This window comes from Cytobacillus sp. Hm23 (assembly GCF_051842895.1).
GTDB lineage: Bacteria > Bacillota > Bacilli > Bacillales > SM2101 > Nanhaiella.
The window spans coordinates 19,831-37,117 of the sequence record NZ_JBPXRQ010000010.1; the positions used below are offsets into that span (position 1 = coordinate 19,831).

The following is a 17,287-nucleotide window of genomic DNA, read 5'->3' on the forward strand; positions in this document are numbered from 1 at the left end:
GTTTAACTGCATGCCTGTATTCGTTATATTTATCGTTTTATCTATTTCATTTTATTTATTTTATAAAATAAAATACTTCAGAACAAAAAGGCCGATTGAACGTCAGTGGATATCTGCTAAATCCAGTATTGCACTTGGTACCTTCGTTTTATTATTTGCAATTAACCAACTAATATTATTCCCAACAATGATTACATTCATTGTTGGAACGATATTGATATTGTTTGGTGGAGGTAGTATATGGGCAGGGTATCGAGCGTATAAATATTTTTTACCACTAGCGATTAAAGAAGCTGAAGAACTTAAATAAAGGATGAAAGCGGAGATAGCATATCTCCGCTTTCATTTAATACTTGGGCGATGACTATCTACCCTTTCAGATATAGTGTAAGGTGTTTGTATTTAGTAGAATTCGGTCGTCACAAATATTCTTTCAGACTTCTAACCTCTTCTGCCTTATTACTACAACAATAAGGTAAAGCACTTATACTTATCTATGACCGGTCAATAAGTTGACACATCATTAAAGCTTTTCCAACAACTACCCCTTCATTGTATACTTCTACATCTACTTTTCCGAATTTACGACCAACTTCTAAAACCTTTGGACGTATTTCAATCATACTCTCTATTTGTACAGGTTTAATGAAATAGATTGTAATGTTTTCTACAACTATATCTCCTTTTTTAAAAGAACGAAGAACTCTATTAGCAGCTTCCGTTACGATTGTCGTAAATACACCGTAAGAGATTGTACCAAGATGGTTTGTCATTTGCGGTGTCACTTCACACCGATACATTTCACTTTCTTTTGAACTAGTAGATATGTTTACAAAATGACTCGTCACTAAATCATCAATCGTCTCCCCGATTTGAGGTTGTCGTTGAATCATTTGTAATGCTTTTAACACATCTTGCCGACTAATTATTCCTTGAAGCTTATTTGATTGATTCACAACAGGGAGCATTTCAATCCCTTCCCAAACCATCATATGAGAACATGATGCTACTGACGTTTTCCCACTTACGTTCAATGGATTTTTCGTCATTATTTTCTCTATCACCGTGTCATTGTTGCTTCCCATAATGTCTTTGGCGGTAACCATGCCTTGAATTTTCAATTGATCATCAACTACTGGATATCGACTATGTTTCGTCTCAGTATTATATTCATACCATTTTGAAACCGGATCATCCACCTTTAAATAAATGGTATTTTCGATAGGAGTTAATATATCTTCAACTAACACAATTTCTTTTTTAATTAATTGATCATATATGGCTCGATTGATCATTGTTGCAACAGTAAACGTATCGTAACTACTAGAAATGATCGGCAATTGTAGTTCATCTGCTAGCTTTTTCACATAATCATCAGTATCGAAGCCACCTGTAATTAATACAGCTGCTCCCGCCTCTAATGCAAGTTCATGTGCTTTCGTCCTGTTTCCAACTATTAATAGATTTCCTGCCCCAGTGTATCGCATCATTGCTTCTAGCTTCATTGCACCGATGACCATTTTGTTCAATGTTTTATGTAAGCCTTCTCTTCCACCTAAAACTTGCCCATCTACAATATTTACAACTTCAGCATATGTAAGCTTTTCAAAATTTTCTTTTTTCTTACGTTCAATTCTAATTGTTCCGACACGTTCAATCGTACTCACATAGCCTTTATTTTCTGCATCCTTTATTGCACGGTACGCTGTTCCCTCACTTACACTCATATCTTTTGCAATTTGGCGAACTGAAATTTTTTCCCCTACCGGTAAGCTATCAATGTATTGTAAAATTTGTTCATGTTTTGTAGCCAATTTATTCACCCTTTTTCTCGGTTTCATTGATGGAGCAACTAGAAGCTTGTTAAAATCTCACTATCACACCACCAAATATGAACACCGCTTGGATTATCAAACCCTATTTTTCTTTATTATAAAGGTGTGAGCAAATTGATTCAATGAAGCTATTGGTACTGTTTTACTTTTTTCACTTGATTTTTAGATAATCTAGTCTTTTCGGATGGTTTGTTCTTTGGCAAATACAACAATGCCACTAAATTCCCACCTATAACAATGATCCCAAAGCTAATCCAAACGAGCGAATAAACACCATGCAAGGTATCTGTTGTAAAAGACAAAGATGGTACTGCAATATATATGGTCGCACTACTAATAAGAAGGCAAAGGAGCAATCTATTTTTCATTTGTTTCAATCCTTTCAAATAGAGTTTGTACTAATTAATATGCACCTTATGCCTTAAAAAGAAGTAGCAGTGATCGAGTGGATACATAAAATAGATAAATTCCTCTCATTTACAAAAGGAAAAGGCTCTTTCATATCTACTATGTTCACATTGGGAACAAGTTACCAACGTAAAACATCTATGGGTTGTTAGTTTATTAAATCGTCTACTGCTTCAACATATTGTTGTGCCCAGTTAGAAAATGATAAATCATGCTTCCATGTAACCATCCCCATAGCTTTAGCACATCCCCAATCTAGTACGTTTTGTTGAAGCATATGCACTTTTATTCGTTGTTGATAAGATTCTTTTTCCTCAATATTATGTAAGTATACAGACAATAAATGTCGTGCAATTTCCTGTTCGCCATTATCAATATACCGAATGAGCATCTTTATTAAATCTGATATTGGGTCTCCAAAATAGGAGTTCGTGAAATCAAATAAACCACTAATACTCCATCCTCTATCATTTGTTTGTAACAAAAAGTTTTCTGGTTTAAAGTCACCCATAACGAATGCGGATGAAGTGATCCTATCAAAGTGTTCTATTGCACTGTTTAATAATTCATCTACCCACGATATGTCTTCAGTAGTTATAGTTGAGTACTTTTTTGCATCATTCAACCAGTAAATAATTCTGTCATATAGCCATATTCTGTATGTATCCTCAAAAGGGCGTATGCTGAAATCTTTCGTATTTAATTCACCAAAGGCATTCACTTTCCAACTATGTAGTGCAGTAAGCGTTTCGGCTATCACTTCAGCTATTTTAAAGTTATCCTCTAAAAACACCCTACTACTAACTTCCCCTAAATGTTTACCTGGAAGTAATGGCATGATTGCATACTTCCAACCAAATATATCTTCATTATCATCAACAAGATATGGTGTAGGAACAGCTATGCTTGTTCGATCACGTATTTTTTCTACAAAAAATTTCTCTTCAGTAAACTGCCCTGAAAAAAGCGGATTTCCCTTGAGAATAAACTTTCCTTCAGTAGACGTAACAAGTAAGGTTTGTCCCATAACACCATTTGCTGTTTTTTCTGAAGAGACAAATTTTCCTAAGTTAAATCTATAAAGCATAGACTGTAACTGTGTATCAGTAATATGCCCCAATTTTTTCGAGGCAAAAATAATTTCAGTAGTCAATCATATCCCCCTAAATACTACTTTTTTTGCGTTTCAATGGCTCTTTTCGCATTAATTGTTGCTTTTCCTTCTAGGATATAAGAGCTTCTTTTTTTAAAACGATAGAGTAAAACGAAGCTTTTATCCTCAATTTTTATGAACTAAACAACAAAGTTTTCGAAAAGAGTCTTTGGTTATTATTAGATGAAACTAGCTTTAAAATCTTATTTTGCTATCCGCAACATGATTTACGAAAAAGATTTTTCCTTGATATATATATTCTTTATGATTTACACATTCCCTTTGCAAATAAAAAAAGCTTGTTTTGATCGCTATCAAAACAAACTCTTTATTTCAAAATTCAATATATAAACCATTATTCAAATGTTAATTGTTGATAAACATTTATTTAATCTAGACGTGAATGCCTTCGCCTACCTGTAATACTTTTCCATTACCTTTTAATTGGCTAACAAATTGTTCGGCATTTTGTTCAATCACTGGGAAGGTATTGAAATGAATTGGCACAACGAGCTTTGCCTGCAACCATTCAGCAGCAACAAGTGCATCAGTAGGACCCATCGTGAAATTATCTCCAATCGGAATAAATGCAACATCTATATTGTTCAGCTCACCAATCATTTTCATGTCAGAAAAAAGTGCGGTATCTCCTGCATGGTAAATGGTTTTACCCTCTGAGCTAAAGAGTATACCACTAGGCATACCAGTATAAATAATTTCTTTCTTCTCTTCATCTATGTAGCTAGAGCCGTGAAATGCTTGTGTTAGCTTGACAGTACCAAAATCAAAGTCAAAAGACCCACCAATATGCATACCGTGAACCTTTGCACCTTGCCAGCTTAAGAAAACGGCTAATTCGTATGGAGCAATAACAAGTGCATCATTTTCTTTAGCTAATTGAACAGTATCACCAACATGATCCTTATGTCCGTGTGTTATTAAAATCACATCTACTTGTAAATCTGACACTTGTAAATCTGTTAAATTGTTTCCATTAATAAATGGATCGATGATCAACTTTTTACCTTTCGTTTCTATCACAACAACTGAATGGCCATGATACGATACTTGCACAAAAATCCCTCCTTTTTTTATATGTATGAAAATCTCCTTACACTCATGAGTATAATCCTATGGCCGTTATTTTCAAACTATTTTTCGTTGATAATCATAATTAACTGTTTACATTCTCACCTTTCCCTGCTAGGCTCAAGATTAATATGATATTTCAAAAGGGATGGTGTTGTAAAATGAATCAACGTCTTAAGCTACTCTCAGAGTGGCTAACAGAGCAAGATATATCTATGTGCTTTGTTACTAACCCATCAAATGTCTTCTATTATAGCGGTTTCTTGAGTGACCCTCATGAAAGATTATTAGCGTTACTTGTATTTCAGCAAGAAGAACCTATTCTAGTGTGTCCACAAATGGAAACACAGCAAGTAAAAGACGCAGGTTGGACATATGAAATTATAGGATATAACGATACCGACAATCCGTGGGAATTTATAGCTACTGCCATAGCCAAAAGAAAAATAAACACCCATTCACTTGCAGTAGAAAAAGACCACCTGAATGTTAGCCGTCTAGAATTACTTCAGAGCTTATACCCAAATGCTTCGTTTATTCGTGCAGAAGAAAAACTAAACACGCTTAGAATGTTAAAGGATAGCAAAGAGATTGACATTTTACGACAGGCTGCAGAATTAGCTGATTACGGCATTGAAGTTGGGGTTTCCGAGATTAAAGAGGGTAAAACAGAGATGGAGATTCTGGCAACTATTGAATATGAACTCAAGAAAAAGGGGATTCAACAAATGTCTTTCCAAACAATGGTATTAACAGGAAAGAAAACAGCTTCTCCTCATGGAAACCCAAGTACCGATAAAATCCAGCAAGGAGATTTTATTTTGTTTGACTTAGGGGTTGTTGTTGATGGCTATTGCTCAGATATAACAAGAACAGTAGCATTAGGTAACATAAGTGACCAACAACAGCAGATTTATGAAACAGTTTTAAAAGCAGAATTAGCTGCACTTGAGGCTAGCAAACCTGGGGTTGAAGTTGGAAAAGTAGACAAGACTGCCCGTGATATTATAACTAGTGCGGGATATGGTGAATACTTTACTCATAGAATTGGACACGGACTCGGTATTGAGGTACATGAGTATCCTTCAATGAGTGCAACAAACAACATGCTATTACAACCGGGGATGGTATATACTATTGAACCTGGGATTTACATACCTGAAATAGGTGGGGTTAGAATTGAAGACGATGTCGTGATTACTGAAAACGGCATAGATACCCTAACAAAATTCCCTAAAGAATTAACTATTATATAGAAAAGCGGAAGGCGCCTTGATCATCCCCGACAAGCACTGAAGCCTTTCACTAGAAGGTGCTTTTTACCTTCTGATGAAAGGGTGAAGTGACTCCAGGGGATAGGCGCTGGAGCTAGACAATAGAGGAAAGCGCATGCGCCTTGATCATCCCCGACAAGCACTGGAAGACTTTCATCAGAAGGCGTTTTTTGCCTTCATGAGAAATGGCGAAGTGACTCGAGGGGATAGGCGCTGGAGCTAGACAATAGAGGAAAGCGGAATCGCCTTGATCATCCCCGACAAGCACTGGAAGCCTTTCACTAGAAGGTGCTTTTTACCCTCTGATGAAAGGGTGAAGTGACTCGAGGGGATAGGCGCTGGAGCTAGACAACAAGAAAAGCGCATGCGCCTTGATCATCCCCAACAAGCACTGGAAGACTTTCACTAGAAGGTGCTTTTTACCTTCTGATGAAAGGGTGAAGTGACTCGAGGGGATAGGCGCTGGAGCTAGACAATAGAGAAAAGCGCATGCGCCTTGATCATCCCCGACAAGCACTGGAGACATTTCACTTGAAGACGTTTTTGCCTTCATGAGAAATGGCGAAGTGACCTCGAGGGGATAGGCGCTGGAGCTAGACAATAGAGAAACGCAGACTGACCAAGACAATCAGGAGGTATAAAATGAAAGTTGAATTATTTTCTCACACCCAGCTGTCCAATAAAAAACGAGAACAACTAAAAGATGTACTAGACTTAGGAGTAACCGATGGCAAATTAGTTGCCTTTACAGCAATAAGAAACTGCTACTCTCACCTTTTACCAACCGAAATTGTTGAGCAAGAAGGGCATAGATACCTTAACAAACCTGCTACAGATGGCGGAAGTGGAAATGATATGGACAGATTAATACGACATATTGTTCATAGCGGACATACTTCTACGATGGAACATATCTCATTTACATTTGCTCTTGAAGGTGTTTCAAGAGCGCTTATGGCTCAATTAACGCGCCATAGAGTTGGTTTTTCATATTCCATTGAATCTCAAAGGTATGTAAATTACGGCAGTGATAGTAAAAGTGGTGGCTTTACTTATTCAAGCCCTGTTTCATTAAATGAAGAACAATTAGAAGTTTTTTCAACTTACATGGATGATATACAGAATATGTATAATAAACTAATAGAAATGAAGGTTAAACCTGAAGATGCACGTGCTGTTTTACCACAATCTGTAAACACAAATATAGTAATGACATGCAATCTAACATCTTTCTTAAGTTTTTATAGCAAAAGAAAGCCTGGTACTCATGCTCAGGCCGAAATTCAAGAACTTGCAGTTAAAATGCGAGATGAAATCTTAGATGTTGAACCTTGGCTTCAAGGATTTTTCGAGTGAAACCACACAGTAAAATCAGGTGGAGAACCAACTCCACCTGATTTTAAGAACAATAGAGTTAAAAGCTATAACCATAGGTGGTATATTTTACCTAAATCTGTTTATTACATTTTCCCCACCTGTTACATCAATGATAGAACCCGTTATCATGTCTGAGTCATCTTCACATAAGAAAGTAATCGTTCTTGCAATATCTTCTCCTGTAGCTGACCTACCTATTGGTGTGTGATTCATACCTGTCATATTTCTAGCATCCGAAATAGAAGCTTCCTTCATATCACCCAATATATTACCTGGACATACCATATTTGCAGTAATTCCATATGAAGCCTCTTCTAGTGCAATTGTTTTGGTTAGCGATACTAGACCAACTTTAGCTGCGCTGAACCCAGACCTATGAATCCAACCTTGAGCAGCATCAGCACCTTGGAAGCCATATGTAATAATTCGACCAAAATGTTGTTTTCGCATTATCGGGAGCGTTTTTTTGAGCAAATGAAAGACACTATTTAGATTGCCTTCAATCATTTCATACCACTCAGCCTCTTCATAATCTATGAGATTTTTACGTTCAAAAATATAAGGTCCTGCATTGTTAATTAAGAAGTCAATTCGCCCAAACCTCTCCATTGTTTTATCGACGAGTTGAATTAAGTTTGTTTTATTCGTTACATCTCCTTGGATAAATTGCAACCTGTCATTCAAGTCCTTATACTTATCTTGAAAATCTTTGACAGCTCGGTCATACGTACGATAATTCACCGTAACAGAATATCCTTTCTCTAAAAGTTTTTCTGTTACTTTCCGACCAAGTCCCTTTGCCCCTGCAGTAATCAGTGCATGTCTCACCATTTCACCCTCCCCCTAAATATCATTACATGTATTTTTTCCAGCATTGGCTATGTTTTATATATGTAAAGTTGTACATTTTTATTATATTACAAGATGTTTCTCTTTGTATATTTTCCCAACCAAAAACACCCTGACCTCTTAAGTCACGATGTCTTAGTTCATACTATTTATTATTAATATCCTCAGTTTCTTGTTGGTTATCATATTGTTGCTCAATCACACCACTTGAGTATGCCTCTGTTATTTGTTGACTAATTTCCTCTGAAGCCTCTTCGAAATAGTTATACTGATTTTTAGTACCTGTATTATTTTTATGTTTATTCATTATCAACACCCCTTTTTAATTGTCATAATATTTTCAAGACATCATTAGTTTCTAATTTTTTTAACATGCTATACTGGTAATATAAAGAAATACTAATCCTAAGGGGTGATTTTTATTATGAGCATAACTTATAACAAAATTCTAGTAGCAGTGGATGGGTCTAAAGAGGCTGAATGGGCTTTTAAGAAAGCTGTTGAGATTGCCAAAAGAAATAATGCTGGTATTGTTCTAACACATATTGTAGATACAAGATCATTTGCCACGGTTGAGACTTATGACAGAATGATAGCAGAAAGAGCTGAGAAATATGCTACAGAACTCCTAGGAGAATATCAAGATCTAGCAAATAAGGCTGGTATAGAAGAAATAACTATTGATATAGACTTTGGCTCACCTAAAGCACATATTGCAAAAGAGATAGCACCTAAACACAATGTAGACCTTATCATTTGTGGTGCTACAGGGCTAAGTGCAATTGAAAGGTTTTTTATCGGCAGCGTCTCGGAAGCGATTACACGTTATGCAAAATGCGACGTACTAATCGTTAGAACTGAAAAAGACATGTAACTTTTGATTAATTAAATATAATAAATTATCCAGGGTTTTATAACCCTGGATTACTTTTTTCTAAACGTAATTTAGCTTGTAATATTGCATTTCCAACTTCTCGAAACCCAGTCCCTCCTACACTGTTTCTACGATTTACAGCAGTATATGGGTCCAAATAATCAAATATATCTACTTCAAATAAATGACATGCATTTTTGTATTCATTGAATGGTAAATCTAACAAATAAAGTTTTCTCTCGATACATGTTAGTACAAGTTTGCCTACAATCTCATGAGCTTCACGAAATGGCAATCCTTTCGATGCTAAGTAGTCAGCTAATTCAGTTGCATTCGAAAAATCTTGCTTAGTCGCTGCTGACATTTGATTTTTGTTAATAACCACTGATGCAATCATGCCTGTGAAAATCTGTAGTGAACCAATAACAGTTTTTACAGTATCAAACATTCCTTCCTTATCTTCTTGCATATCTTTGTTATAAGCTAATGGCGTCCCCTTTAAGACAGTTAATAATCCAATTAAATTCCCATAAACCCTGCCAGTTTTCCCACGAATTAGTTCCGCCATATCTGGATTTTTCTTTTGTGGCATAATACTACTTCCTGTTGCAAAACGATCATCAATTTCAATAAATTGAAATTCTTGACTAGACCATAAAATCATTTCTTCACATAAGCGTGATAAGTGCATCATTAGCATAGAGCTGTTACTTAAAAATTCAACAATAAAATCTCTATCACTAACTGCATCTATACTATTTTCGTAAATACTATTAAACCCTAACAATGAGGCACTATATTCACGGTCAATGGGAAAAGTTGTCCCAGCCAAAGCTCCAGCACCTAGCGGGGATTGGTTTATACGTTTTAATGATTCCTTATATCGAGTTTTATCCCTCTCAAGCATCCAGAAATAAGCCATTAAGTGATGTGCAAAGGATATTGGCTGGGCTCGTTGTAGATGTGTATAACCGGGTATAATCGTTTCAATATGGTGCTCTGCTTGCGTAACAAGTGCAGCTTGGAATTCACAAATTAATAAGATAATTTCATTCACATTTTTTTGTAAATATAAATGCATATCCGTTGCTACTTGATCATTTCTACTTCGGCCTGTGTGTAACTTCCCACCCACAGACCCTATCTCTTCAATTAACATTTTTTCAATATTAAGATGAATATCTTCTTCACTCACAGAAAAAGACAATTCATTGTTTAATGCTTTTTGTTGTAATAACAGAAGCCCTTGTTTAATCTTTTGAACATCACCTTCAGGTAATATTCCACATTTACCTAACATTGTGACATGTGCAAGGCTACCCTTAATGTCTTCTTCTACAAGTTCTTGGTCAAAGGGAATAGAGGCACCGAACTCTTCAACCCATTCTTCAGCTGTTTTTGTAAAACGGCCTCCCCAAAGTTTCTTCACACTGTCACCTTCTCATTGTTAACGATACTGCTCACTTTCGTAGGTAACCCCCACAGTGTTATAAAACCGACTGCTGAAGAATGATCAAAGTCATCCTCAGTAGAATAGGTTGCTAATTTTTCATCATATAATGAGTTTGGTGATTTTCTTCCTTCAACGATCGCATGCCCTTTAAATAATTTCACACGTACGATACCGTTCACAAACTGCTGTGTTTCAGCTAAAAATGCTAGTAACGCATCTTTTAATTGTGAAAACCACAGTCCATTATAAATTAATTCAGTGAGCTGTTTTTCAATGAGTGGTTTGAAATGTGCCACTTCCTTGACTAATGTTATATCTTCTAGTTCTTTATGAGCTTTTATAAGTGTCATTGCTCCCGGGCACTCATATACCTCCCGAGATTTGATACCGACTAAACGATTCTCAACATGATCGATTCTACCTACCCCATGTTTTCCAGCTAATAAATTCAATTCTAATATAAGTTCAGCTAAGGAATATTTTTTGCCATTTAAAGATACAGGAATCCCCTTCTCAAAGCTAATTTCTACAACATCAGGAATATTTGGTGTGTTGTCTAGGCTAGCTGTTAGTTCGTAAGCCTCCTCTGGAGGGGATACCCATGGATCTTCTAGCACACCACATTCGTTACTTCTTCCCCAAAGATTTTGGTCAATGGAAAATGGACTATCCAAATTAACCGGTATAGGTATGTTTTTGTTTTTTGCATATGCAATTTCTTCTTCACGAGACCAACTCCAATCTCTAACGGGTGCTAACACTTCCAAATTAGGATTGAGTGCTTTAATAGCCACCTCAAAACGTACTTGATCGTTTCCTTTACCAGTACAACCATGAGCGACCGCAACTGCATCTTCAAGCTCTGCAACTTCTACTAGCTTTTTTGCAATTAGTGGTCTAGATAATGCAGATACTAATGGATATTTCCCTTCATATAACGTATGTGCTTGCAATGATATTAAAGCGTAATCATTTGCAAATTCCTCTTTAGCATCAATGACATATGATTTGATTGCTCCAACCTTTAACGCTTTTTCCTTAATAAATTGAAGATCCTTTCCCTCCCCAACGTCTAAACAACATGCTATAACACCGTACCCATGTTCCTGAAGCCATTTAATTGCTACAGAAGTATCCAAGCCACCTGAATATGCTAAAACAATTTTTTTATTAGTCATTTTAACTCTCCCTAACATAATTTTTGTATATTTATTCTTATTAATTTATATTTATTCATACATGATAACAGCACTTTTATAACATTTCAATAGAATTTTTATAATAAGTACAAAAATTCTCTATTGGATAAAAAGAGCTTAGTAATGTACAATTACGATAAGTAACTAGTCTTGGAGGAAGGTTAATGATAGAAAATTTTATAATGGATAAACGTTTAGGAATATCCATTCCTAAACTTCAGAAGAATTGGGAAGACTTTACTAAAAATGATCAGCAAGCAATATTGTTGCATTGGGAGAAGGTTCGGGGGAAAATCCCTGACCGTATTGCAGATTTAGAAAAGATAATAAATAACAAACAAGCAGCACTTGGAAACGAAAATGATTTTCAACGTTCATGCATACTCAATTCAGAAATAGCAGAATTAGCCTCCATTATTAATGATTTATGGCTATGGTATCGGATCAACCAAAATGTAACCGAAAAAATACATGTGTAGAGAAAAGCGGAAGGCGCCCGGTCATCGGCGACAAGCATAAGACGAGCCGACGAGAAGGTTGCTTTTTAACTTTCTCATCCGCTTGACTTATGACCTCGAGCCGATGGCGCCTGGAGCTAGACAATAGAGAAAAGCGCAAGCGCCTTGATGATCCCCGACAAGCACTGGAGGCATTTCACACCATGAAGGTGCTTTTTGCCTTCAGGTGAAATGGTGAAGTGACCTCGAGGGGATAGGCGCTGGAGCTAGACAAAAAAAAAGCGGAGCCGACTGCTCAGACTCGACAAGCGTTGGAACCTTTACGACAGAAGACGCTTTTTGTCTTCTGATGTAAAGGTGAAACGACTCGAGAGGCTAGGAGGCGGAGCTAGACAATAGACAAAAGCGCAAGCGCCTTGATCATCCCCGACAAGCACTGGAGGCATTTCACATGAAGGTGCTTTTTGCCTTCGGGTGAAATGGTGAAGTGACCTCGAGGGGATAGGCGCTGGAGCTAGACAAAAAAAAGCGGAGCCGACTGTCAGACTCGACAAGCGTTGGAACCTTTACGACAGAAGACGCTTTTTGTCTTCTGATGTAAAGGTGAAACGACTCGAGAGGCTAGGAGGCGGAGCTAGACAATAGACAAAAGCGCAAGCGCCTAGATCATCCCCGACAAGCACTGGAGGCATTTCACATGAAGGTGCTTTTTGCCTTCGGGTGAAATGGTGAAGTGACCTCGAGGGGATAGGCGCTGGAGCTAGACAATAGACAAAAGCGCAAGCGCCTCGGTCATCCCACACAAGCACTGGAAGCTATCAACCCGAAGGCGCTTTTTGCCTTCGGGTTGATGGTTGAAGTGACTAGAGAGGTTAGGTGCACATGTTAGCACTGCAATTAAATAAATACTATAAGTCCTTTCGTATTTCACGGACTACATGACCGAGCTCCGGAAGAATAAGTTTATTCATTGCAAGCTTAACGGCTCCAGAAGAACCAGGTGTAGAAAAAATTGCTGTATCACCTGCTACTCCAGCTATCGCACGTGATAAAATTGCTGCAGAACCGATATCTTCAGTGTAGCTTAACATTCTAAACAACTCTCCAAAACCTACTATCTCCTTGTCTATCATATCTTTAACTGTTTCAATAGTCACATCTCGTCTTGCAATCCCGGTGCCACCATTTGTGAGAATAACATCAATATCTTGTCGATCACACCCATCTATTATTGAACGTTGAATATATTGCTGTTCATCCTTCACGATGTCATAATCAACAACTTTATGACCACCATCCTTTAATAAAGAGATCATTAATTGTCCACTTTTATCTGTCATTTTATCTCTCGTATCACTAATTGTAATCACTTTACATCTAACCAGCTTTGGGGCCTCTTTTTTATGTTCTATTGTGCTCATAAAGGATTCCCACCTTTCTTATGTAGGTAAGAGTATTGGTAATATTTTTGTGCAAAGGTTGTAACATTTCTAGTTAATTGATAGTTTATACCCGCACCAATCGCTATACCGACAATTGGTATTCCTTGAACCATTTTTCTACGGAAAAAGTAAATCATCATTGTTTTTAATATCTGTTTAAGAGGTTGGTCCAGCCACTCTTCATTAATTAGGTTTTCATTCCCTTCATAAAAAAATGACTGAGTTGAATTTTCCATTTCGTTCAACAAATTTCCCCATGCGCTGCCTTGTAATCTTTTTGGAAGTGTCGCACCGTGAAATACCTTCAATGCTGTCATCATTTCGGAAGGTGTATTTATTTCATTGCCATATGACATAGCAATTAATTGAACTGCCCTTAAGTTAATAATTAACATAAGAGGTAAATCAATTCCTAAAAACGGTGCTCCTCCTGTACCAGTAATCCCACCTTGGACAAAAGAATACAATCTACTCTTGGCAACTTGCTGTTCACATAAATATGTAAGCTGATCTATGGATAATGTTTGTAAATCCGATAATTGATTTATGTCTTCATCAAATAACCTTGCAGAAGTAATGATTTGTTCTCTCGTATCTATTTGTGGCTGTGATCCTTGAATCATTGCATGTAAATGAAATAACCAGTTATCCATCTTTACAAAAAACTCTGTTCTTATATCATCAGGAAGAAGTTGAAAAGATTTATGCAGCCATTTATCATATAATAATTCAAAGTCTGTCGGGTTCATTTGAGAGAATCGACTTTCCCAAGCAATTATATCATTTAAAACTTGTTGTTCACGATCAGTCACTGTCATCTTATTCCTCCTATTTCCAAACTTAGCCTTTTATTATTATAACATGCTTACTAATTAAGAAAAGCGCATGCGCCTTGATCATCCCCGACAAGCACTGGAGGCATTTCACATGAAGGCGTTTTCTGCCTTCGAGTGAAATGGTGAAGTGACCTCGAGGGGATAGGCGCTGGAGCTAGACAAAAAAAGCGGAGCCGACTGTCAGACTCGACAAGCGTTGGAACCTTTACGACAGAAGACGCTTTTTGTCTTCTGATGTAAAGGTGAAACGACTCGAGAGGCTAGGAGGCGGAGCTAGACAACAAGAAAAGCGCATGCGCCTTGATCATCCCCGACAAGCACTGGAGGCAATTCACATGAAGGCGTTTTTTGCCTTCGAGTGAAATGGTGACGTGACCCTGGAGGGAATAGGTGCTGGAGCTTACACATAGATAAACATCATACAGTGAATGAAACTACGAAGTAATTTTATACTTTCTTAACATTTAACAAATACAAAAAGAGTCTTGTTCAGCAAATAACGCAAAACAAGACTCTCATTTATAAAATGATAACTTTATTAGTGTAAGGCAATTTTCACAACATCACGAGCAATCATAACTTCTTCATCTGTCGGGATGACAATAACCTTAACAGGTGAGTGCGGATAATTAATAAACGCTTCTTTACCACGAACTTTATTAAGCGACGGATCCCAGTATACTCCCATAAACTCAAGTCCTTTTAACACACGAGTACGTATAACGTCACTATTTTCACCAATCCCTGCAGTGAATATAATTGCGTCTACACCATACATTTTTGATGCATATGAACCTATATACTTATGAATTCTATCTGCAAATACTTGTAAAGCTAATTCAGCGCGTTCATTTCCTTGTTCGGCTTCTTGCTCAATATCACGTAAATCACTTGAGAAACCAGATACACCAAGCATTCCACTCCGTTTATTTAATACATCTAGCACTTCATCGGCAGTTTTCCCCGTCTTCTCCATAATAAACGGTATCAACGCAGGATCAATATCACCTGAACGTGTACCCATAGCCACACCTGCGAGTGGAGTGAAGCCCATTGAGGTATCAATTGATTTACCACCTTCGATTGCAGCTATACTTGCACCATTACCTAAGTGACATGATATAAGACGTAGTTGTTCCAACGGACGTCCTAAAAGTTCTGCTGCACGTTCTGAAACATATTTATGTGAGGTACCATGGAATCCATATTTACGAATTCCATATTCACTATAATAATGATATGGCAAACTATATAGAAATGATTGATCCGGCATCGTTTGATGAAATGCGGTATCAAACACAGCGATAGACGGTACATTAGGTAGTACTTCCTTAAATGCTTTTACACCAGTAAGGTTTGCTGGATTATGCAATGGTGCTAATTCTGATAACTCATCAATATCCTTAATTACATCGTCAGTAATTAATACAGAGTCATTGAATTTTTCACCACCGTGAACGACACGATGTCCGATGCCCTCAATCTCATCTAAAGATTGAATAATGTTTAATGATGTCAGCTTATCTAGAAGCATCTTAACCGCAACTGAATGATCAGCGATAGGGCTAACTTCTGTCTGTTTCTCACCATTAACTGTTATATTAAAAATTGCATCGTCAAATCCAATTCGTTCTACAATCCCCTTTGTAACAACCTCTTCACTCGGCATTTCAAATAATTGAAATTTAAGAGAAGAACTACCTGCATTTATAGCAATAACTTTAGACATGTTATTTCACAGCTCCTTTAAAAATCGACACAATTTCATATCCGCCTCTATCATTTAACCACTCACTTTATTACAATGCAATATTAATGTAAAAATGGTACCGTTTTCGTCATAATTTCTTTATTTTCTGATTTTACTTTATTATTTTTCTACTTTAATCCAACTATCAATTCTTTGAATAATTCCTTGGATTGCCTCTTTGTTGGAAAAACTAGGGAGTTCAACTAACAGTGCCTGCTTTGGCACCTTCACTTCTGGCCCCTTTTTCTGTAAAATAAAAATACTTTTTGCATGCTTCTCATGTTGAAATAAAGATAAAGGCAACTGTAATAACCCTTGGATTATACTCGTTTCTTTTAAATACTTATGTAACGATGGTGCTAGCTCACCTTCAAAAAGGTTATTAGGTATAAGGAAGAATAAATACCCTCCCTCTTTCGTGTAGTTCATGCATTGTTCAATAAATAAATGATGTGCATATGAATGTCCTTCCGGTGACTTTAATTCATACCCATCGGCCACAACATCGTTTGGATAGTATCCAATTGGCAAATCACATATAACAAGATCAACAGGATCAATTAATAATGGCTCTAAACTATCTTGATTAAAAAATTGAATTGGGTGCTGCTGAAGGTTAGCATTTACATAGGCAAGCTTAATTAATAAATCGTCCACATCTACACCAAAACTCGTTATTTGTTTATCGGAAGTATTGTTTAGAACAGTCGTAAGTAAATTTCCTGTTCCTACAGCAGGGTCAACAACTTTGAAGGATTCATAGTTTCTCATGAACTTAGAAACAAGATAACTTACAAAAACCCCAACTGAATCTGGTGTCATTTGATGATTTGGCTGTGTCGACTCCCGCATCCCTTTTAAAGCTGCAAGCTGATATGCTTTTCTGATTTCCTCATTTGAATATTTTTGTACAATGAGCTTATCGTACTCTTTATTTAATCTTTTCTTTGAAAGTTCACTGAGTTCTTCCTGTAAAATTGTTTCTTGAAATATGTTTTCTCCTGTTTCTGCCACTGCTTCTAAATATGAGCATGCTAAGTCCTCTTGCAATAGATTAGCTGTACTGTCTATTACTGAAAAAATTTCTTCGATATTGGTTGACAAAATAAAAACCTCCTAAATGTAAATGTATACTAATTGCAATTTAATATTCTCCTATACAGAAAATAATTATATTAATTTATTCCGATCAAAAAAGAAGTAAAAAGACCTCAACATCGAGGTCTTTTAGCATATGCAGCGTATTTTCGTTCTTTAGCACTTGTCGGGGCAATTCTTCTTCGCTTTTCT

Annotated in this window: 17 protein-coding genes; 5 read left to right on the plus strand and 12 right to left on the minus strand. The window is 36.8% G+C overall.

Annotation, left to right across the window (positions count from 1 at the left end; all coding sequences use genetic code 11):
• Nucleotides 1-10: 10 nt before the first annotated feature.
• Nucleotides 11-310, plus strand: coding sequence for a YtpI family protein (locus ACSVDA_RS08115; RefSeq protein ID WP_485882289.1), 300 nt, complete (start codon nt 11-13; stop codon nt 308-310).
• A 184-nt stretch (nt 311-494) separates the two neighbouring features.
• Here the strand turns inward: ACSVDA_RS08115 and ACSVDA_RS08120 are convergent, their stop codons facing one another.
• The 4 genes from ACSVDA_RS08120 to ACSVDA_RS08135 all read right to left on the minus strand — a co-directional run bounded on the left by ACSVDA_RS08120 (nt 495) and on the right by ACSVDA_RS08135 (nt 4,470).
• Nucleotides 495-1,841 carry a DRTGG domain-containing protein gene (locus ACSVDA_RS08120; RefSeq protein ID WP_485882291.1) on the minus strand — a complete coding sequence of 449 codons (1,347 nt, stop codon included), beginning with the start codon at nt 1,839-1,841 and terminating at the stop codon, nt 495-497.
• A 122-nt stretch (nt 1,842-1,963) separates the two neighbouring features.
• Nucleotides 1,964-2,203 carry a hypothetical protein gene (locus ACSVDA_RS08125; RefSeq protein WP_485882292.1) on the minus strand — a complete coding sequence of 80 codons (240 nt, stop codon included), beginning with the start codon at nt 2,201-2,203 and terminating at the stop codon, nt 1,964-1,966.
• 188 nt (nt 2,204-2,391) lie between these two features.
• Nucleotides 2,392-3,396, minus strand: coding sequence for a phosphotransferase family protein (locus ACSVDA_RS08130; protein ID WP_485882294.1), 1,005 nt, complete (start codon nt 3,394-3,396; stop codon nt 2,392-2,394).
• A 393-nt stretch (nt 3,397-3,789) separates the two neighbouring features.
• Nucleotides 3,790-4,470 (minus strand): metal-dependent hydrolase, encoded by a 681-nt coding sequence (locus ACSVDA_RS08135; protein WP_485882296.1) that lies wholly within the window; start codon nt 4,468-4,470, stop codon nt 3,790-3,792.
• Between the two features lie 176 nt (nt 4,471-4,646).
• Here ACSVDA_RS08135 and ACSVDA_RS08140 point away from each other — a divergent pair, with 176 nt between their 5' ends.
• Nucleotides 4,647-5,741 (plus strand): M24 family metallopeptidase, encoded by a 1,095-nt coding sequence (locus ACSVDA_RS08140; protein WP_485882297.1) that lies wholly within the window; start codon nt 4,647-4,649, stop codon nt 5,739-5,741.
• 660 nt (nt 5,742-6,401) lie between these two features.
• Nucleotides 6,402-7,115 (plus strand): FAD-dependent thymidylate synthase, encoded by a 714-nt coding sequence (thyX, locus tag ACSVDA_RS08145; protein ID WP_485882298.1) that lies wholly within the window; start codon nt 6,402-6,404, stop codon nt 7,113-7,115.
• 87 nt (nt 7,116-7,202) lie between these two features.
• Here the strand turns inward: thyX and ACSVDA_RS08150 are convergent, their stop codons facing one another.
• Both ACSVDA_RS08150 and ACSVDA_RS08155 read right to left on the minus strand, forming a co-directional pair.
• A complete protein-coding gene (locus ACSVDA_RS08150) occupies nt 7,203-7,967 on the minus strand; it encodes an SDR family oxidoreductase (RefSeq protein WP_485882300.1) in 765 nt (254 codons plus the stop codon).
• Between the two features lie 163 nt (nt 7,968-8,130).
• Nucleotides 8,131-8,292 (minus strand): hypothetical protein, encoded by a 162-nt coding sequence (locus ACSVDA_RS08155; RefSeq protein WP_485882301.1) that lies wholly within the window; start codon nt 8,290-8,292, stop codon nt 8,131-8,133.
• A 117-nt stretch (nt 8,293-8,409) separates the two neighbouring features.
• Between ACSVDA_RS08155 and ACSVDA_RS08160 the strand changes: the two genes are divergently transcribed.
• On the plus strand, nt 8,410-8,859 hold the full coding sequence (locus ACSVDA_RS08160) for a universal stress protein (protein ID WP_485882303.1): 450 nt from the start codon (nt 8,410-8,412) through the stop codon (nt 8,857-8,859).
• Nucleotides 8,860-8,896: 37 nt separating this feature from the next.
• Here the strand turns inward: ACSVDA_RS08160 and argH are convergent, their stop codons facing one another.
• Entirely contained in the window at nt 8,897-10,288 is a 1,392-nt protein-coding gene (gene argH / locus ACSVDA_RS08165) for an argininosuccinate lyase (protein ID WP_485882304.1), read from the minus strand.
• Complete coding sequence (locus tag ACSVDA_RS08170) at nt 10,285-11,490, minus strand: argininosuccinate synthase (RefSeq protein WP_485882306.1); 1,206 nt, start codon at nt 11,488-11,490, stop codon at nt 10,285-10,287. The genes argH and ACSVDA_RS08170 overlap by 4 nt, the downstream gene beginning before the upstream one ends.
• Nucleotides 11,491-11,675: 185 nt before the next feature.
• Here ACSVDA_RS08170 and ACSVDA_RS08175 point away from each other — a divergent pair, with 185 nt between their 5' ends.
• Nucleotides 11,676-11,990 (plus strand): hypothetical protein, encoded by a 315-nt coding sequence (locus ACSVDA_RS08175; RefSeq protein ID WP_214481624.1) that lies wholly within the window; start codon nt 11,676-11,678, stop codon nt 11,988-11,990.
• A gap of 887 nt (nt 11,991-12,877) precedes the next feature.
• Here the strand turns inward: ACSVDA_RS08175 and ACSVDA_RS08180 are convergent.
• From ACSVDA_RS08180 to ACSVDA_RS08195, 4 genes are all read right to left on the minus strand, one after another.
• Nucleotides 12,878-13,390 (minus strand): MogA/MoaB family molybdenum cofactor biosynthesis protein, encoded by a 513-nt coding sequence (locus tag ACSVDA_RS08180; RefSeq protein ID WP_485882308.1) that lies wholly within the window; start codon nt 13,388-13,390, stop codon nt 12,878-12,880.
• Nucleotides 13,387-14,229: an EcsC family protein gene (locus tag ACSVDA_RS08185; protein ID WP_485882310.1), complete on the minus strand. Its 843-nt coding sequence runs from the start codon at nt 14,227-14,229 to the stop codon at nt 13,387-13,389. Before ACSVDA_RS08185 ends, ACSVDA_RS08180 begins: the two co-directional genes overlap by 4 nt.
• A gap of 556 nt (nt 14,230-14,785) precedes the next feature.
• Entirely contained in the window at nt 14,786-15,976 is a 1,191-nt protein-coding gene (locus ACSVDA_RS08190) for an acetate kinase (RefSeq protein WP_320211066.1), read from the minus strand.
• A gap of 141 nt (nt 15,977-16,117) precedes the next feature.
• A complete protein-coding gene (locus tag ACSVDA_RS08195; protein ID WP_485882312.1) occupies nt 16,118-17,101 on the minus strand; it encodes a class I SAM-dependent methyltransferase in 984 nt (327 codons plus the stop codon).
• Between the last annotated feature and the right edge of the window lie 186 nt (nt 17,102-17,287).